The organism is Pseudomonas sp. PB106 (assembly GCF_009764645.1).
GTDB lineage: Bacteria > Pseudomonadota > Gammaproteobacteria > Pseudomonadales > Pseudomonadaceae > Aquipseudomonas.
On record NZ_RWIM01000219.1, the window covers coordinates 1 to 16910 of the forward strand.

Annotated in this window: 15 protein-coding genes and 3 pseudogenes; 8 read left to right on the top strand and 10 right to left on the bottom strand. The window is 60.6% G+C overall.

The annotated features are described in order from the left end of the window. Positions 1–244, bottom strand: a pseudogene (locus EJA71_RS26395) (type VI secretion system tip protein VgrG); the annotation flags it as partial. A gap of 304 nt (positions 245–548) precedes the next feature. Between EJA71_RS26395 and EJA71_RS27450 the strand changes: the two are divergent. After that, positions 549–918, top strand: a pseudogene (locus EJA71_RS27450) (glutaminyl-peptide cyclotransferase). Between the two features lie 47 nt (positions 919–965). Here the strand turns inward: EJA71_RS27450 and EJA71_RS26405 are convergent. Further along, positions 966–1256 (bottom strand): annotated as a pseudogene (locus EJA71_RS26405) (CAP domain-containing protein); the annotation flags it as partial. Positions 1257–1353: 97 nt separating this feature from the next. Continuing rightward, positions 1354–2124, bottom strand: a complete 771-nt coding sequence (locus tag EJA71_RS26410; protein WP_158960906.1) for an alpha/beta hydrolase — start codon at positions 2122–2124, stop codon at positions 1354–1356. A 112-nt stretch (positions 2125–2236) separates the two neighbouring features. On the opposite strand from EJA71_RS26410, the gene EJA71_RS26415 reads away from it, so the two are divergent. Continuing rightward, a complete protein-coding gene (locus tag EJA71_RS26415; protein ID WP_178113754.1) occupies positions 2237–3181 on the top strand; it encodes an aldo/keto reductase in 945 nt (314 codons plus the stop codon). On the opposite strand, the gene EJA71_RS26420 is transcribed toward EJA71_RS26415, so the two are convergent. Next, positions 3157–4092: a LysR family transcriptional regulator gene (locus tag EJA71_RS26420; RefSeq protein ID WP_158960908.1), complete on the bottom strand. Its 936-nt coding sequence runs from the start codon at positions 4090–4092 to the stop codon at positions 3157–3159. The genes EJA71_RS26415 and EJA71_RS26420 overlap by 25 nt on opposite strands. Positions 4093–4228: 136 nt before the next feature. Here EJA71_RS26420 and EJA71_RS26425 point away from each other — a divergent pair, with 136 nt between their 5' ends. Together EJA71_RS26425 and EJA71_RS26430 are read left to right on the top strand one after the other, a co-directional pair. After that, positions 4229–5284, top strand: a complete 1056-nt coding sequence (locus tag EJA71_RS26425) for a tartrate dehydrogenase (protein WP_158960910.1) — start codon at positions 4229–4231, stop codon at positions 5282–5284. A gap of 95 nt (positions 5285–5379) precedes the next feature. After that, positions 5380–6723, top strand: a complete 1344-nt coding sequence (locus EJA71_RS26430; protein WP_158960912.1) for a dicarboxylate/amino acid:cation symporter — start codon at positions 5380–5382, stop codon at positions 6721–6723. Between the two features lie 122 nt (positions 6724–6845). Here the strand turns inward: EJA71_RS26430 and EJA71_RS26435 are convergent, their stop codons facing one another. Then, entirely contained in the window at positions 6846–7739 is an 894-nt protein-coding gene (locus EJA71_RS26435) for a LysR family transcriptional regulator (RefSeq protein ID WP_158960914.1), read from the bottom strand. Positions 7740–7836: 97 nt separating this feature from the next. Here EJA71_RS26435 and EJA71_RS26440 point away from each other — a divergent pair, with 97 nt between their 5' ends. Then, on the top strand, positions 7837–8313 hold the full coding sequence (locus tag EJA71_RS26440; protein ID WP_158960916.1) for a cupin domain-containing protein: 477 nt from the start codon (positions 7837–7839) through the stop codon (positions 8311–8313). Between the two features lie 126 nt (positions 8314–8439). On the opposite strand, the gene paoC is transcribed toward EJA71_RS26440, so the two are convergent. The 4 genes from paoC to EJA71_RS26460 form a co-directional block, all read right to left on the bottom strand. Further along, the gene (gene paoC, locus EJA71_RS26445; RefSeq protein ID WP_158960918.1) at positions 8440–10638 is read right to left on the bottom strand and encodes an aldehyde oxidoreductase molybdenum-binding subunit PaoC; all 2199 of its coding nucleotides are present in this window, start codon (positions 10636–10638) and stop codon (positions 8440–8442) included. Next, positions 10635–11588: a xanthine dehydrogenase family protein subunit M gene (locus EJA71_RS26450; protein ID WP_158960920.1), complete on the bottom strand. Its 954-nt coding sequence runs from the start codon at positions 11586–11588 to the stop codon at positions 10635–10637. Before EJA71_RS26450 ends, paoC begins: the two co-directional genes overlap by 4 nt. After that, positions 11585–12208: an aldehyde dehydrogenase iron-sulfur subunit PaoA gene (gene paoA, locus EJA71_RS26455; protein WP_158960922.1), complete on the bottom strand. Its 624-nt coding sequence runs from the start codon at positions 12206–12208 to the stop codon at positions 11585–11587. The genes EJA71_RS26450 and paoA overlap by 4 nt, the downstream gene beginning before the upstream one ends. 355 nt (positions 12209–12563) lie before the next feature. Beyond that, the gene (locus EJA71_RS26460) at positions 12564–14318 is read right to left on the bottom strand and encodes an L-lactate permease (protein WP_158960924.1); all 1755 of its coding nucleotides are present in this window, start codon (positions 14316–14318) and stop codon (positions 12564–12566) included. Positions 14319–14561: 243 nt separating this feature from the next. On the opposite strand from EJA71_RS26460, the gene EJA71_RS26465 reads away from it, so the two are divergent. After that, positions 14562–14759 (top strand): hypothetical protein, encoded by a 198-nt coding sequence (locus EJA71_RS26465; RefSeq protein ID WP_158960926.1) that lies wholly within the window; start codon positions 14562–14564, stop codon positions 14757–14759. 55 nt (positions 14760–14814) lie between these two features. On the opposite strand, the gene EJA71_RS26470 is transcribed toward EJA71_RS26465, so the two are convergent. Continuing rightward, entirely contained in the window at positions 14815–15090 is a 276-nt protein-coding gene (locus EJA71_RS26470; protein ID WP_158960928.1) for a hypothetical protein, read from the bottom strand. 306 nt (positions 15091–15396) lie between these two features. On the opposite strand from EJA71_RS26470, the gene EJA71_RS26475 reads away from it, so the two are divergent. Both EJA71_RS26475 and EJA71_RS26480 read left to right on the top strand, forming a co-directional pair. Then, on the top strand, positions 15397–16479 hold the full coding sequence (locus EJA71_RS26475; RefSeq protein ID WP_158960930.1) for a hypothetical protein: 1083 nt from the start codon (positions 15397–15399) through the stop codon (positions 16477–16479). Between the two features lie 2 nt (positions 16480–16481). Next, positions 16482–16835, top strand: coding sequence for a DUF1428 domain-containing protein (locus EJA71_RS26480; RefSeq protein WP_158960932.1), 354 nt, complete (start codon positions 16482–16484; stop codon positions 16833–16835). The last annotated feature ends 75 nt before the right edge of the window (positions 16836–16910 follow it).

The following is a 16910-nucleotide window of genomic DNA, read 5'->3' on the forward strand; positions in this document are numbered from 1 at the left end:
AATCGCCTTGCTCGATGCGATAGACCAGGCCGTGGATCGTGCCTTCGCCGGTGGCGCCGAAGGTCAGCACGCCGGGTTTGTGCAGGAGTTCTTCGAGTTTCAGGTCGGGGCGGGCGCTGACCAGTTCTATGTCGAAACAGAACGGCTGGTTGATGGCTTCGCGGCCAACAAAACTCAGCACCTGCAGGTCAGTGGAAACGGCTTCGAGCGAAAAGGTAATGTGGGTAGCGTTTGCGTCCAGCATGCCTGACTCCTTCCGTGGAAAAGCTTTGCCGATGGTGCAGGAATACCAAAGTGCTATCAAGGGGTTTTAAACGCGTTTGCCGGTCGGTATTAAACTCAATTTCACGGCCGTGTAACGGAGTGCCCACGACGATGAATTCCCCATGGATTCGCTGATTAATGCCGCTGGGCGGGCGCTGGCTGGCGGTGATCCGCTGGCGGCATTGAAGCTTGTAGCATTGCGTGAAGATCCGCCGGCACTGGCGCTGCGCGGCAAACTGACCCCGACAGTGCTGCCGCCGGTTCTGCGCGCCGTGCATGAGCTGATGGCCGCCGGCCTCGCCCTACGAAGGGTGCAGGCGCACACAGCACAGATCACGCTGACGCGTGCGCAACAAGCCGCCGAGTTGGCGGACATCCCTTCGCTGAGCGCCGAAATCGAACACGCCTGCACGCTGCAATCCAACCGTTTTGTCACCGGTGTGACCTGGGTGGACGGCGCGCTGTGGCACGGCACCTGTGAGGGTGATGAAAGCGAATTGCGGCGCATTGACCCGCAGGATGGCGAAGTGCTGGGAAGCCCGAAGATGCCCGACGGAATTAGCGTTTCCGGATTGGAGGCCGATGGTGGCGAGCGGTTTTATTGCGGGGGGCGGCGGTAGCGGGCGGGTGCGAGCGGTGCGTCGGCCCAAGTGATTCATTGCACCTGCACTGGCGATGGGGCCCGCTGCATCACCTGAAAATCAAGGCGCCCCAAACACCATCGTCCAGTAAACCCCCTCATCACTGCGCGATTCGCTGGCGAACCCGGCGCCGACCTGGGTGAACATCGGGTTCATCAGGTTGGCGCAATGCCCGGGGCTCGCCAGCCAGCCGGCCATGGCTCTGCCCGGCGAACTCTGTCCGGCGGCGATATTTTCGCCTATCTCGCGGCTTGGACTTGGTTCAAGGGCAATAGAGAGGCTTTTGTGGCGGGGCGACGAAAAGTGCGATCTGGCAGAATTATAGTTGCGCCGAAAGACGCTATCGCGAGCAGGCTCACTCCTACATTGGAACGCATTTCAAATGTAGGAGTGAGCCTGCTCGCGATGGGGTCATTGAAAGCGCCACATTACTCAAATGCAGAATTCATCAGCGATTCAACACGTCCCCCATCCACTGCAAATACTGCGGTTGGTCTGAAATCGAGTTATGCCCCGACCCTGGCACCACCTTGAGCACCGCCACGCCCTTGGGGAAATTTTCCAGCAAGCGCTGCGTACTGTCCCGCGCAATCACCTCGTCATCGCTGGCCGCCAGCAGCAACGTCGGCACGCGGATGTGCGCGGCATACTTGCCCGATTCAAAACGATCCTTGAGCAACCACTGCACCGGCACCCACGGATATTGCTTCGCAGCGATTTCTTCGAGGCTGTTGTAAGGCGTCACCAGAATCAGATTTTGCACTGGCCGCTGACTGGCCAGACGCACCGCCACACCGGAACCAAGACTGCGTCCGACCACGGCAATTTGCGGATGACTGACAGCCACTTGATCGAACAGCGCCAACGCATCTTCGGCAATTGCCTCTTCGGACGGCGAACCGCCGCTGCCGCCAAAACCCCGATAGTGCAGCAGATACAGCGCGTAATCGGGAAACGCCTCGGCAAACTCCGGCAGATTGCGCGACACGTCCTCGGCATTGCCGCCGAAATAGATCAGCGCCCGCGGCCCGGTGCGCTCGCGGGTGCTCACCCACACTTCGGCATCCGGCATCGACAGTTTCAACCGCGAGTCCGCCGACGCCACGGCAGCGGGTTGTGGAAAGTAGATCAGTGAACGCTGAAGAAAGAACAGCGCCGCACACAGCAGCAGGTACACGGCCACGATCAAAACGACGAGTGACATCAGGGTTCGGGACATTCGGCTACTTTTAACGGGGTGAGAAGGTTCGCTGTCGCAGTGTAGTCCAGCGATTCGCTCGGGCAGCCTGCGCACACAACATGCAACAGATTCACGCAGCAGGGGAACCAGCATGAGCCACACTGAGGGTTACTCCCGTCGCCGATTGCTCTCGCTGGCTGCCGGGGTTTCGGCGGTCTTCACCTTGAATCGGGCGTTGGCCACTGCCACGCCACCCGCGACCACCCGAGGCCAAGCCATGCAGACCCGCGCCATTCCCTCCAGCTCCGAATCGTTGCCCATGGTGGGGCTGGGCACTTATCGCGGTTTCGACGTCGCGCCGGGCGACCCGGTCTATCGGCAGTTGCCGGCAGTGCTCGATGAATTGTTCACCAAGGGCGGCACGGTAATCGACAGCTCGCCCATGTATGGCCGCGCCGAACAGACCACCGGCGAATTGCTGTCGATCCACGAACCACGTTCTCCGGCGTTTCTTGCCACCAAGGTGTGGACCCGCGGCCGTGAGGAGGGCATCGCGCAGATGGAACAGTCGTTCAGCCTGCTGCGCACCGAGCGCATCGACCTGATGCAGATCCACAACCTGCTCGATTGGCAAACCCACCTGCCGACCCTGCGCGAATGGAAAGAGCAGGGGCGCATCCGCTACATCGGCATCACCCATTACACCGCCTCCGCCTATGACGAAGTCGAAGCAGTGCTGAAGGCTGAGCAACTGGATTTCCTGCAAATCAACTACGCTCTCGATGACCGTGGCGTGGAGAAACGCATCCTGCCGTTATGCCGCGAGCGCGGCGTGGCAGTAATCTGCAATCGACCGTTTGGCGGCGGCGATCTGCTCGCCCGGCTCAAAGGCAAACCGCTGCCGGCATGGGTGTCGGATGTACAGGTCAACAGCTGGCCGCAACTGGCGCTGAAATTTCTCCTGGCGCATCCGGCGGTGACGTGCGTGATTCCAGGGACGAGCAATCCGCGTTACATGGCCGACAACGTCAAGGCCGGGTTCGGGCCGATGCTCACCGATGCGCAGCGGCATCAGTTGATTGCGTTGGTGGGCTGATCGCCGGAGCTGTCCAGGTTGTCGATGTGTTTGAAACGCTCTACGAGAAAGTCGATCAGGCTGCGCACCCGCGCGGAGAGATGAAGTTGTTGTGGATACACGGCGTAGACGTCGGCACGCGTTGGCGTCTGATCTTCCAGCACCAGACGCAAGCGACCGCTGCGCACGTAGCGGGCGATGTCCCACTCGGCGCGAAGCAGAATGCCAAACCCTTCCAGCGCCCAATTCAACGCTACTTCGCCGTCATTGCAGCCCAGAGCGCCGCGTACCTTGATGTTCTGAGTGCGCCCGCCGTTTGCGAAACTCCACACCCCGTAAGGCGTTTCGTTCTGGCGCAGGAAGATGCAATTGTGCTGCTGCAGGTCGGCGAGTTTTTGCGGCACGCCATGCTTTTCCAGATACAGCGGCGAGGCGCAGAGCAAGCGTCGGTTTGAGGCGATCTTGCGGGCATGGAAGGCCGCGTCGGGCAAAGTGCCGAAACGGATGCCCAGATCAAATCCGTGCGTCGCTAGATCCAGCGGGTGGTCACTGATTTCCAGCTGGATCTCCACCTCCGGGTATTGCGCGAAAAACGCCGCCAGCGCCGGGCCGATATAACGTCGGCCAAAACCCAGTGAGGCGTTAACCCGAATCAGTCCTTTCGGTGTCGCCCGACTGGCACCGATCAACTGCTCGACCTCGTCGATCTGCGTGAGAATCCGCGCGGCATGGGAGAAGTACAACTCGCCCTCAGCGGTCAGGCTCATTGAGCGCGTGGTGCGATTAACCAGACGCACGCCCAGTCGTGCCTCCAGCGCCGTCAGGCGTTTGCTCACGGCGGGCGGCGTGACGCCCAGTTCGCGGGCGGTGGCGGCGAGGCTGCCTTTGTTGGCCAGCAAGTGGAAAAACGACAAATCGAGGGTCTGGCTCATTCGTAACTCAAAGTTATGGATGTAGTGATTTGCGGTAACTCACAGCTTTCAGGTCACTACATATACTCCGATCACACCCCGCCGGACAGCCTTGTACGGCAGGCAAAACAAAAACGTGAAAAGAGTGGAGTTGACCATGAGCGCATACAACATTGCAGCGGTGCCCGGCGACGGTATTGGCGTGGAAGTGATCGCTGCAGGCGTCGAAGTGCTGCAGGCCCTGTCGAAGAAATCCGGCTTTGAGCTGAAGTTCAAACACTTCGACTGGAACTCTGACAATTACCTGAAAAACGGTCACTACATTCCCCAAGGCGGGCTCGAAGAGCTGAAAACCTTCGATGCGATTTTCTTTGGCGCGGTCGGTGCGCTCAACGTGCCCGATCACATTTCCCTGTGGGGCCTGCGCCTGCCGATCTGCCAAGGCTTCGACCAATACGCCAACGTGCGTCCGGCGCGGGTGTTGCCGGGGGTGAAAAGCCCGCTGCACAACGGCGAGCAGATTGACTGGGTGGTGGTGCGGGAAAACTCCGAGGGCGAATATTCGGGCAACGGTGGTCGCGTACACCGAGGCTTGCCGGAAGAGGTCGCTACCGAGGTATCGGTGTTCACCCGGGCCGGCGTCGAGCGCATCCATCGTTTTGCCTTCCAGTTGGCACAAAGCCGTCCGCGCAAGCACCTGACCATGGTCACCAAATCCAATGCCCAGCGCCACGGCATGGTGCTGTGGGACGAGATTTTCTACGAGGTCGCCAAGGACTTCCCCGACGTCAAGATCGACAAGGAACTGGTCGACGCCGTGACCACGCGCATGGTGCTCAAACCATCGACGCTGGATGTGATCGTCGCCACCAACCTGCACGCCGATATTCTGTCCGATCTGGCGGCGGCGCTGTCCGGCAGCCTCGGCATTGCGCCGACCGCCAACCTCAATCCATCGCGCAATTTCCCGTCGATGTTCGAACCGATCCACGGCTCGGCGTTCGACATCACCGGTAAAGGCGTCGCCAACCCGATTGCGACCTTCTGGACAGCGGCAATGATGCTTGAGCACCTGGGTGAAAAGGCCGCCGCGAAGCAGTTGATGTCGGCGATTGAAGCGGTCACCGAGAGCGGCCTGCACACCCCGGATCTCGGCGGCACGGCCACCACGCGTCAGGTCACCGACGCGGTGATTGCCCTGATCAATCGCTGATTTTCCCCGATTCAAAACAGTACTGCGGCACAACGTCGAGGGGTTCTGCGACCCCTTGGCATTTCCTGACAACAATAAAAAATCAGGGCCCTGTCATGAAAAGAATATTCGGCAAACTGTACGTGCAAGTCCTCGTCGCCGTGATCCTCGGCGCACTCATCGGCGTGCTGGTGCCCGAGACCGGCACCGCGCTCAAACCCTTGGGCGATGCCTTTATCAAACTGATCAAAATGCTTCTGGCACCAGTGATTTTTCTCACCGTGGTCACCGGCATCGCGCGCATGGAAAACATGAAGGAATTGGGTCGGGTCGGTTTTCGTGCCCTGATTTACTTCGAAGTCGTTTCAACCTTGGCCCTGGTGATCGGCCTGATTGTGGTCGATGTGTTCAAGCCCGGTGCCGGCATGAACGTCGATGTCGCCAGCCTCGACACCAGCAGTCTGGCGACCTACACCACGGCGGCCAAACACGCGTCGTTCATGGACTTTGTGATGGGTATTATCCCTGACACGATTGTCGATGCGTTCGCCAAGGGCAATGTCCTGCAAATCCTGTTGTTCTCGATCCTGCTGGGCATTGCGTTGGCGCATGTCGGGCCGCGCGGCAAAGTGTTCGTCGATGCGCTGGAAAGCCTGATGCAGGGCATGTTCCGCATCGTCAACATGGTCATGCGCCTGGCGCCGATTGGTGCGTTCGGTGCCATTGCGTTCACCATCGGCAAATACGGCTTCGGTTCGCTGTTTTCTCTCGGCAAACTGATGGCCTGCGTCTACCTGACATGCGCAGTGTTCGTGGTCTTCGTGCTTGGCCCGATCTGTCGCTACAGCGGTTTCAGCCTGTGGAAGTTCCTCAAATTCATCAAGGAAGAGCTGTTCACGGTGCTCGGCACCAGCTCTTCGGAATCGGTGCTGCCGCAGATGATCTCGAAGATGGAAAAAGCCGGCGTCTCGAAACCGGTGGCCGGGATGATCATCCCGTCGGGACTGACCTTCAACCCGGACGGGCAGGCGATCTATTACACCATCGCTGCGATCTTCATCGCGCAGGCGACCAACACGCCGCTGACCCTGGCCGATCAATTGATCGTGCTGGCGGTGCTGATGTTCACCTCCAAAGGCTCGGCGGGGGTGACCGGTTCCGGGTTCATCATTCTCGCGGCGACACTGGCCTCACTCGGCACCATTCCGGTGGCGGGTATGGTGTTGTTGCTGGGTGTCGACCGATTCATGTCGGAGGCTCGTGCGATCACCAACACCATCGGCAACGGCGTCGGCACCATGGCCATCGCCAAATGGGTGGGCGCGCTGGATACCGAGAAGATGCACAAAGCGCTGAATGGCGAGGTGGAGGAGCCTGCTGTGCAAGTGACGCCAACTGAGAAGCCGGCTAGTCAAACTGCGCCTTTGATCCCCAGCCTTAAACGAGCTGCCCAGAACTGACGGTGATTCTGTGTGGGAGCGAGCTTGCTCGCGAAAGCGGTCTATCAGTCAACGAAAGTATCGACTGATATGGCCTCTTCGCGAGCAAGCTCTACTTCTACCGAGCAAGGCGCTGGACCCGATCAACCGCGATAGCGCAACGCCTCCAGCAACAAAGCAAACGCCGGTGCCGCCTGGCGCCGGCTCGGGTAATACAGGTGATAGCCGGCAAATGTCGGGCACCAGTCTTCGAGCACTTGCAGCAAGCGTCCATCGGCCAGATAGGGTGCAACGATGTTTTCCGGGATGTAGCTCAGACCAAAGCCATCCAGGGCGGCATCCAGCAACGGATAGACGCCGTTCAGGGTGACTTGCCCGTTCACGCGCACTTTCAGGCTTTCGCCATCCTTCTCGAACTCCCAGCTGTAGAGCCCGCCGTTGGTGGGCAGACGCAGGTTGTTGCAGGCGTGATTGGTCAGGTCGCGCGGGGTTTGCGGGGCAGGGCGGCGGGCGAAATAGCCCGGCGAGCCGACCACCGCCATGCGCATGTCCGGGCCGATGCGCGTGGCGATCATGCCTTGGGCGACGTCTTCGCCCAGGCGCACGCCGGCGTCAAAACCCTGGCCGGCGATGTCGACGAAACCGTAATCGCAGCTGACTTCCACGGAGATGTCCGGGTACTTGGGCAGGAAGTCTTTGAGCACCGGGCGCAGCAGCCAGTCCAGCGAATGGTCGGTGGCGTTGATGCGAATTTTGCCCGCCGGTGTTTCGCGCAGGTTGCTCAGGGCGGCCAGTTCCACTTCGATCTCTTCGAAACGCGGGCCGATGGTTTGCAGCAGGTGTTCGCCGGCCTCGGTGGGAGAAACGCTGCGGGTGGTGCGGGTCAGCAGACGCAAGCCGAGGCGCGCTTCAAGTGCGCGAATGGTGTGGCTCAGCGCCGATTGCGAGACGCCGAGTTTGGCCGCCGCTTTGGTGAAGCTGCGCTCGCGGGCCACGGCGAGGAAGGCGAGCAAATCGGTGGCGTTTTCCCGAAGCATTAATGAGTGTCCTGCATAAGTTTTTTCGAATTCTAGTCGATTATCTAAAGAGTTCGGGTGGTTAAAGTGGAGCCATTCATAAACTGGAGGACATCACATGAACCCGATTGCTGCTTCTGCGTTGACCCTTTCCCTGCTGGCGGGTGAGGTGCAGGCCAATGAACAACCGCGCGTGACCGTGACGCCCAATGGCTCGCAACCTTCGGCCCGTGGCCCGGCAGATTGGTTCACCGGCACGGTGCGCGTCGATGCGCCGTTCAAAGGTTCGGATGCCGCGCGGGTCAGCGGTGCGACGGTGACGTTCGAGCCTGGCGCGCGGACGGCGTGGCACACGCATCCGTTGGGGCAGACGTTGATCGTCACGGCTGGCTTAGGATTTGTGCAGGAATGGGGGCAACCGGTTCGCGAGATTCGCCCCGGCGATACGGTGTGGATTGCGCCGGGCGCCAAGCATTGGCATGGCGCCGCGCCGACCACGGCGATGACCCACATCGCCATTGCTGAAATGCTGGATGGCAAGGTGGTGGAGTGGATGGAACAGGTGAGTGCCGAGCAATACCCACAGATCGACTAAAAACTGTCCATGGAGAAACTGCCGCAGTCTCGGGCCACGATCGGACGATCTTTTGATCTCAAAAACAAGATCCAAAGATCGTCCGATCGCGTCCCGAGCCTGCGGCAGCTCCTACAGGGGTTTTGTTTAGATCATCTCGGGGAGTGACGACAGGATTTTGTCCAGCGTGATCGGATACTCCCGCACACGCGCTCCGGTGGCGTTGTAGATCGCATTCGCCACCGCCGCACTCACCCCGCAGATCCCCAACTCACCGACACCCTTGGCCTTCATCGGCGACGAGATCGGATCGGTTTCATCGAGGAAAATCACCTCCTGATGGGGAATGTCGGCATGCACCGGCACTTCGTATCCGGCCAGGTCGTGATTGACGAAAAAGCCAAGCTTCTTGTCCACGGCCAGCTCTTCCATCAACGCCGCGCCGACGCCCATGGTCATCGCGCCGATGACCTGACTGCGCGCCGCTTTCGGGTTGAGAATTCGCCCTGCTGCACACACCGCCAACATTCGCCGTACCCGCACTTCGCCAGTGGCTGCATCCACCGCGACTTCGACAAAATGCGCGCCAAACGTCGACTGCTGATACTGCTCGGCAAGGTCGGCAAACTCGATGCTGTCCTCGGCCGTGATCGCGCCGTTTTGCGCGGCGTTGCGCAGCGGCACATGCTTGTCGCCTACCCGGACCTGACCATCGACGAACTCCGCCTGATCGGCAGCCAGACCCAATTTGCCAGCCACCGCCTCGCGCAGTTTCATGCACGCCGCGTAGACGCCAGCCGTCGAGCAGTTGGCGCCGAATTGCCCGCCGGAGCCAGCCGACACCGGGAAGCTCGAATCGCCCAGATGCACCGTCACATCCTTCAGGCCCACGCCCATCATCTCGGCGGCGGTCTGCGCAATGATCGTGTAGCTGCCGGTGCCGATGTCGGTCATGTCGGTTTCCACCGTGACCTTGCCATCGCGTTCCAGGCGTACCCGCGCGCCGGATTTGACCAGCAAGTTATTGCGAATCGCCGCCGCCACGCCCATGCCGATCAGCCAACGACCTTCGCGACGCGCGCCGGGTTGCGGATTGCGCTTGTCCCAGCCGAATTTCTCGGCGCCGGTTTGCAGGCATTCGATCAGTCGGCGCTGGGAAAAGGGTCGTTCGGTTTTCACCGGATCGACCTGGGTGTCGTTGAGAATGCGGAACTGGATCGGGTCGAGTTTGAGCTGCTCGGCCATTTCATCCATGGCGATTTCCAGCACCATCAGCCCCGGGGTTTCACCGGGTGCGCGCATGGCGTTGCCTTCCGGCAGGTCCAGCGGTGAGAGGCGCATGCTGACCAAACGATTTTCCGCGGCGTACAACAATTGGCTCGGCTGCGCGGCGACTTCGACCTTGCCTTCGGCGAGGTTGCCCGACCAGCCTTCATGAGCAATCGCCGTGAGTTTGCCGTCCGCCGTCGCGCCCATGCGAATGTGCTGAATGGTGGCGGGACGGTGGGTGGTGTTGTTAGCCATTTGCGGGCGGGCGAGGGCAACTTTCACCGGTCTGCCGGCCATCCGCGCGCCGAGGGCGGCGAGAATGGCGTCGGCGCGCACGAACAATTTGCCGCCAAAACCGCCGCCAATGTACGGCGAGATCAAGCGCACCTTTTCCTTGGGCAAACCGAGGGTGGTGGCGATGTCGCCGACGCTCCAGGCGATCATCTGATTCGACGTCCGCAGGGTCAGTTGATCGCCTTTCCAAGCCGCTAACGTGGCGTGGGGTTCCATCATCGCGTGGGACTGATCCGGCGTGGTGTAGGTCTGGTCGAACTGCACCGGTGCGGCGGCAAAAGCCTTGGCGAAATCGCCGTGTTTGACATCGGGCAACTCGTCTTTTGGCTCAACGCCTTGATCGCGCACGCTGGCCAGATCGAACTTGCCTTCGGCGGTGACGTAATCAACCTTGACCATTTGCGCGGCAGCACGGGCTTGCTCGAACGTTTCCGCAACCACCAGCGCCACGGCCTGGTGATAGTGCTGAATTTCCGGCCCGGCCAATAACGGCGCGGCGTTGTATTTGCCCTTGCCGAGTTTGCCGGCGTTGGCGGCGGTGACGATGGCGAGTACGCCGGGCGCGGCTTTGGCGTCATCCAGATCGATGTTGTTGATCCGCCCTTTGGCGATGGCCGAGCCGACCATGAAACCGTAAGCCTGATTGGCCACCGCCTCATGTTGCTCGTAGGCATACGGCGCCTGACCGCTGGTTTTCAACGGACCTTCGACGCGGTCAGTGGGTTTGCCGATGACCTTCAACTGGTCAATCGGGTTGGTGGTGGCCGGCGTGTCGAATTTCATGCCTCGTCCCTCGCTTGCGCCAACACCGAACCGAGCGTGCGCTCGACCAGGGTCAGTTTGAATTGGTTGTCATGGGTCGGCGTGGCACCGTCGAGCAGACGTTCGCTGACGGCTTTGGCACCTTTGGGCAACAAGGCTTCGGCGGCTTCGACGCGCCATGGTTTCGGCGCGATGCCTCCGACGGCGATGCGGCCGCTGCCGTCCTTTTGCAGAATCAAACCGACCGACACCAGTGCAAAGGCGTACGACGAGCGATCGCGCACCTTGTGATAAATGTGCGTGCCGCCAACCGGCGCGGGCAGGGTCACGGCAGTGATGAATTCGCCAGGTGTGAGGCTGGTTTCGATGTTCGGCGTAGTGCCCGGCAACTGATGGAAATCGGCCATGGCGATGCTGCGCGTGCTGCCATCGGGTTTGACCGTTTCGATCTGCGCATCGAGTGCGCGCATGGCGATGGCCATGTCGCTCGGGTGCGTGGCGATGCACGCCTCGCTGACGCCGATGATCCCCAATTGACGACTGACCCCGCCAATCGCCGAGCAGCCGCTGCCGGGTTGGCGTTTGTTGCAGGCCTGATTGGTGTCGTAGAAATACGGGCAGCGCGTGCGTTGCAGCAGATTGCCAGCGGTCGTCGCCATGTTACGCAATTGGCCGGAAGCCCCGGCGAGTAAGGCGCGGGAGAGCAATCCGTAGTCCTTGCGCACGCGGTTGTCGGCCGCCAGATCGGTGTTGCGCACCAGTGCGCCGATGCGCAAACCGCCCTCGGGCGTGGCTTCGATTTGATCAAGTCCCAGATGATTGACGTCGATCAGGTGCAGCGGCGTTTCGATGTCGAGTTTCATCAAGTCGAGCAGATTGGTGCCGCCGGCAATGAACCTCGCACCTTCAATCTGCGCCGCTTGCGCAGCGGCAGCGGGGGAATCAGCACGGCTGTAACTGAACGGTCTCATGCTGGCACCTCCGCGACTTCACTGATGGCTTCAATGATGTTCGAGTAGGCGCCGCACCGGCAGATGTTGCCGCTCATGCGCTCTTGAAATTCACGGGCGATCAGCTGCGGCGCCTCGGTGAGGCTTTCACTGACGTGACTGGGGATGCCGTCACGGATTTCCTTGATCACGGCCACTGCCGAGCAGATTTGCCCCGGCGTGCAATAACCGCACTGATAGCCATCGTGCTTGATGAACGCGGCTTGCATCGGGTGCAGTTTATCCGGCATGCCGAGGCCTTCGATGGTGGTGACCTCGCTACCTTCGTGCATCACCGCCAGGGTCAGGCAGGAATTGATCCGCCGACCATCGACGATCACCGTGCAGGCGCCGCACTGGCCGTGGTCGCAGCCTTTTTTGGTGCCGGACAGTTGCAGGTGTTCACGCAGGGCATCGAGCAGGGTGGTGCGGGTGTCGACATCAAGCGCACACGGCTTGCCGTTGACGTTGATCGTCACTTTGCTCATGGCCGGTTGCTCCAGGTTGGCCGCGTAGGCCTTGAGGCTGATAAACGGCGGCATCGCGAACGCCGTGGCGGTGACGGCGCCGAGGATCAGAAATCTGCGTCGGGAAATCGTCATGGTTCGATTCCTTTTCTCTCTTCATCAGGGCAGCTAGGGGTGAACGGCCCAAGCGGGCAGCCAGCGTGATCGCCGGTCTCGTTAAGGAGTGACCGTTGAAGAGCGGAAAAGGTTTTTGCGGATTTTCGCTATAGAGTTATGCGTGTGGCTCATTAATCGCAGGTTGAGCACAACTCCCTGTAGGAGTGAGCCTGCTCGCGATAGCGTCTTGTCAGCCAACATAAGTGTCGAATGCCATGACCCCATCGCTGGCAAGCCAGCTCCCACAGAGATTTTTGGTGTGAACACAGTCTCATGCACAACATGCAACCCTGTGGGAGCTGGCTTGCCAGCGATGGGACCAGCGCATCCAACCTCAATGCCCGCCAACCACCATCGAGGTAAACGGCGCCACATACGCCTGCAACGTCACCAACCCGCCGACGAGTATCGCCAGCACAATCGAGTGGAAGAACACGTAGCGCAGAATTTCGCCTTCATGTCCGTACCATCGGGTGGCGGTAGAAGCGACCACGATCGATTGCGCATCGACCATTTTGCCCATCACCCCACCCGAACTGTTCGCCGCCGCCATCAGTACCGGGCTGATCCCGAGCTGTTCCGAGGTGACTCGCTGCAAGCCGCCAAACAACACATTCGACGCGGTATCCGAACCGGTCAGCGCTACGCCGAGCCAGCCGAGCAACGTGCCGAACATCGGATAGAAAATCCCCGTCGCCGCAAACGCCAGGCCCATGGTCGCGTCGAGCCCCGAATAGCGCGTGAGGAACCCCAGCGCCAGCATCGCCGCAATCGTGATCAGCGAAAACCGCACCACCCACAGCGTGCGCAGGTATTGCTTGAACAATTGCGGGATCGAGTAGCCCATCAACAGGCCACCGACAATCGCCGCCAGCAGAATCCCGCTGCCCGTCGCGGTGAGCCAAGTGAATTTGTACACCGCTTCCTCCGCTTTCGGCGCGGCGACCACGGGCGGGACTTTTTCGATTTGCAGGTGCAGGCGGGTGAAGGTCACGGCCGGGGCAAAAATCGGGTTGGCCTCACGCAGCGGTTTGCCTTGCGGATCAAGCTTGGCGGACTGAGTGACGGGATCCAGCGCCGGGCGGGTGTCGAACATGTTCTTGAACCCCTGGGTGCCCCAGGCAAACACGAACACGGTGAGGATGATCCACGGCATCCACGCACGCATTACTGCCGGGCGCGCCTGATCGCTGAAAGCCGCGCTGGCGGTGACTTTTTCCTCTTCGACCTTGGAGTTGTCGACCCGCCCAGACAGCGCCGCCGACGTGTGAATGGTCGCCGGTTTCCACACCTTCAGAAACAGGGTCAGGCAGGCCATGGAAATCAATGCAGCGATCACGTCCACCAGCATCGGCCCGTGGTAGTTCGACACCAGAAACTGCGGCACGGCGAAACTCACCCCGGCCACCAGAATCGCCGGCCAGATCTCGAGCATTTTGCGCCAGCCGGCAAACGCCCAGATCAACCAGAACGGCACCAACACCGAGAAGAATGGCAACTGCCTGCCGACCATCATCGACAGCTCCATCTCATCCAGCCCGGTGACTTTGGCCAAGGTGATGATCGGCGTGCCGAGTGCACCGAATGCGACCGGCGCAGTGTTGGCGATCAGCGCCAGACCGGACGCCGCCAACGGCGAAAAACCGAGGCCGATCAGAATTGCCCCGGTCACCGCCACCGGCGTGCCGAAGCCGGCCGCGCCTTCGAAGAATGCACCGAAGCAGAAGGCGATTAGCAGTAGCTGCAAACGGCGGTCGTCGGTGATCCGCGCCAGCGAGTCCTGGAGCACTTTGAACGAACCGTTCTCGGTGGTCAGGCGATGCAGAAAGATGATGTTGAGGACGATCCAGCCAATCGGCAGCAAGCCGTTCGCCGCACCGAACAACGCCGCCGAACCGGCCATGCTCGCCGGCATGCCGAAGGCGAAGATCGAGATCAACAACGCCGATGCCAGCGCCAGCAACGCCGCCAGGTGCGCCTTGACGTGGAAGAACGCCAGCGCCGCGAGCATCACCACCACCGGCACCGCGGCCATGAGTGTGGAGATCACCGGATTGCCGAACGGGTCGTAGATTTGCTGCCAGACCATGGTCCACCTCTGCTTGTTGTTATTGAGGGCGCAGATCCATTGCGTGGGGCTTGGTTGCAAGGAGTATAGGTGGCATTTCGCCGCCGTCCGCGCAGGGACGGCGGGGCGACAAACGGTCGCTAGTGGCCAGTGAATCAACGCCGATTTGCCCGGTCGTATCTGCGGCTGCGCGCACCGCGTCCTGAAGGCGCGGGCAGCGTGGCTGATTCCGTCGTCAAGACCTTGGTTTTAGGGAAGTGTTGAATGAAGCGCGCTACAACGATGCTGTTGACCGTGACCGCCGCCGTATTGCTCGGTGGCTGTGTGGCGGATTTTGATGATGACCACCGCCATGGCCGGCACTATGACCGCGATCATGGCCGTGATTACGACCATGACCGGCGCTGGGATGATCGCGATGATCATCGCGACGGGCGCCGCTATTACCGTGATCGGGACTGACTGAATAAAGAAGAGGGCGTTCCCGAAAAGGAACGCCCTCTGTCATTGCCCTCGATTAAAAGTGAGCGCTCGCCCGGACGCTGGATCGCGCAGGCACGGAGGCCTCGATGTCCAGCAAATGGGTGGCGAGAATGTCGCTCAGAAATCGGAACTGATCGTTGATGCCGACCACTTCATTGCTGAAGTGATTGCTCGCGGCAGGCATCAGCAGATCTTCGAAATCTTCGTTGAACACCAGCGCCTGAGCCTTGTGCGACACGGCGTGCTGACCGTAATAGTTGCTGCCGAACACCGGGAAACTCACGGAGAGTGTGACGTGGGTGTGAATCATGTTGTGAACTCCTCGTTGTGTTTCGGATGTGTTAATCGTGCCTTCGATGGGCGGTGGGCGGAAGGCAATCGTGGCGATGGTGAATATCGATAGCAGTGATGGTTTGGGTTTTTGTGGTGCTGCTGATGGCCTCATCGCTGGCAAGCCAGCTCCCACAGGTTCTGAGGTGATCATAAAATCTGCGGTCGCTGGAAATCCGTGTGGGAGCTGGCTTGCCAGCGATGAGGCCGGTACATCCAACATCAGGCTGAATTGACCCACCTATACTCAAATCTGCACCCTCCCAATGTGAAGGAAACCCCTACCGTGAACCCGCGTGCGCTGCTCGTCGCCGCACTGTTGCTGCTGGCCGGTTGCGCCACCTCGGCGCGGGCACCGGTATCAGCGCCGCAGGCCGTGTTCGTCTCGCCAGCGACCTGGCAGCAGATCGACCGCGAAATCGTCAGCGCTTCGCAGCAGTCCACCGAACAGGTCAAGCTGTTCGCCCGTGGTTCGATGGAACATTGGCGCACTCGCGTCTATCAGCAAACTGAAGAAAATTTCATCCCGTGGTTCAGCAGCTACTGGACCCAGGAATGGCTGTCGATGAAGGTCAGTTGGTACACGATCAATGCCGGCGGCGAACAGGACGCTTCGGCCAAGCGACTGGCGGCGTATCTGCTTGAGCAATATCAGGAAAAGGTCCTCGCGCCAGTGGCGGTGGAGATCGACCCGGACGCGATTCTCGGCCAGGCCACGGCGTTCTATGCGCAGTTGATGGCCCAGCAAATGCCGCTCATCGCCCAGCGCCATGGCGTGCCCATCGGTCAGCTCAACGGGCATTTGCAGAAAGTCCCGGCCATCGCTCTTGGCCCGCCGCCGGCACGCGATGCATCGCTATTTCAAGTGATCAGCACAGAGCCGTTGAACACCCTGCCGGCCTACGCGGCGTTGATCGACAAGATCCACACCGAGGGCGGCGCCAAGGGCATTGCTTCGACTGACGCGGGTATGGCCCCGGTGGCGAAACGCGCGAGCCAACGGATGGAAGCGGAAATGGCCCCGCGTGGTGCGGCCAGTGCGGTGGCCGCCGCTGCCGGCAAGCTTGCCGGCGGGCTGATTTCAGTGGGCGTGGCGGGTGTTCGCGCTATCATCCAGGCCAATGACCGGCCTGACAGTGAGGCGCTGATCCGCAGCAGTCTGGGCAACACGTTCGACAAGGCCTGGCTGAAACTCGTGCAGAACCCGACCACCGGGGTCATGGCCGGCACGCTGCACATGGCCGGGCAAGTCGAGCGGAATTTGGCTGCTCGCGGGGAACCGCCGGTCGGCCTGGGCGTGAGTCCTGTCGAATGGCAACCGCCGCAATCGACCAATCAGCAGATCGAACCCAACGTACAAGGAGAATGATCATGGCTTACATCGATATTTTCGTGGCGCCTGTGCCAACAGCCAATCGCGAGCAGTACAAGAAACACTGCGAAATCGCCGCGAAACTGTTCAAGGAATACGGCGCAGAGGACGTGGTTCAGTGTTGGGGCGATGACGTGCCGGACGGCAAAGTCACGTCGTTTCCAATGGCGGTCAAACTCAAGGAGGGCGAAACCGTCTCGTCCGGCTGGCTGGTCTGGCCCGACAAGGCGACCCGCGATGCCGGCATGGGCAAAATGATGGAAGACCCGCGCATGCAACCGGACGTCAACCCGATGGGGTTTGACGGGCAGCGGATGATCTTTGGCGGCTTCCAGTACCTCCTCGAACCTTGAACCCACAACATCCCCTGTAGGAGCTGCGGCACGCTGCGATCTTTTGATTTTGATTTTAAAAACAAGATCAAAAGA

Bases quoted from the DNA above. Each gene is read 5' to 3' on its own strand.
- EJA71_RS26435 (WP_158960914.1), bottom strand. From the start codon at position 7,739: ATGCTTCGGGAAAACGCCACCGATTTGCTCGCCTTCCTCGCCGTGGCC.
- EJA71_RS26460 (WP_158960924.1), bottom strand. From the start codon at position 14,318: ATGGTCTGGCAGCAAATCTACGACCCGTTCGGCAATCCGGTGATCTCC.
- paoC (WP_158960918.1), bottom strand. From the start codon at position 10,638: ATGAAATTCGACACGCCGGCCACCACCAACCCGATTGACCAGTTGAAG.
- EJA71_RS26480 (WP_158960932.1), top strand. From the start codon at position 16,482: ATGGCTTACATCGATATTTTCGTGGCGCCTGTGCCAACAGCCAATCGC.
- EJA71_RS26410 (WP_158960906.1), bottom strand. From the start codon at position 2,124: ATGTCCCGAACCCTGATGTCACTCGTCGTTTTGATCGTGGCCGTGTAC.
- EJA71_RS26425 (WP_158960910.1), top strand. From the start codon at position 4,229: ATGAGCGCATACAACATTGCAGCGGTGCCCGGCGACGGTATTGGCGTG.
- EJA71_RS26465 (WP_158960926.1), top strand. From the start codon at position 14,562: ATGAAGCGCGCTACAACGATGCTGTTGACCGTGACCGCCGCCGTATTG.
- EJA71_RS26430 (WP_158960912.1), top strand. From the start codon at position 5,380: ATGAAAAGAATATTCGGCAAACTGTACGTGCAAGTCCTCGTCGCCGTG.
- EJA71_RS26470 (WP_158960928.1), bottom strand. From the start codon at position 15,090: ATGATTCACACCCACGTCACACTCTCCGTGAGTTTCCCGGTGTTCGGC.
- EJA71_RS26450 (WP_158960920.1), bottom strand. From the start codon at position 11,588: ATGAGACCGTTCAGTTACAGCCGTGCTGATTCCCCCGCTGCCGCTGCG.
- EJA71_RS26420 (WP_158960908.1), bottom strand. From the start codon at position 4,092: ATGAGCCAGACCCTCGATTTGTCGTTTTTCCACTTGCTGGCCAACAAA.
- EJA71_RS26415 (WP_178113754.1), top strand. From the start codon at position 2,237: ATGAGCCACACTGAGGGTTACTCCCGTCGCCGATTGCTCTCGCTGGCT.
- EJA71_RS26440 (WP_158960916.1), top strand. From the start codon at position 7,837: ATGAACCCGATTGCTGCTTCTGCGTTGACCCTTTCCCTGCTGGCGGGT.
- paoA (WP_158960922.1), bottom strand. From the start codon at position 12,208: ATGACGATTTCCCGACGCAGATTTCTGATCCTCGGCGCCGTCACCGCC.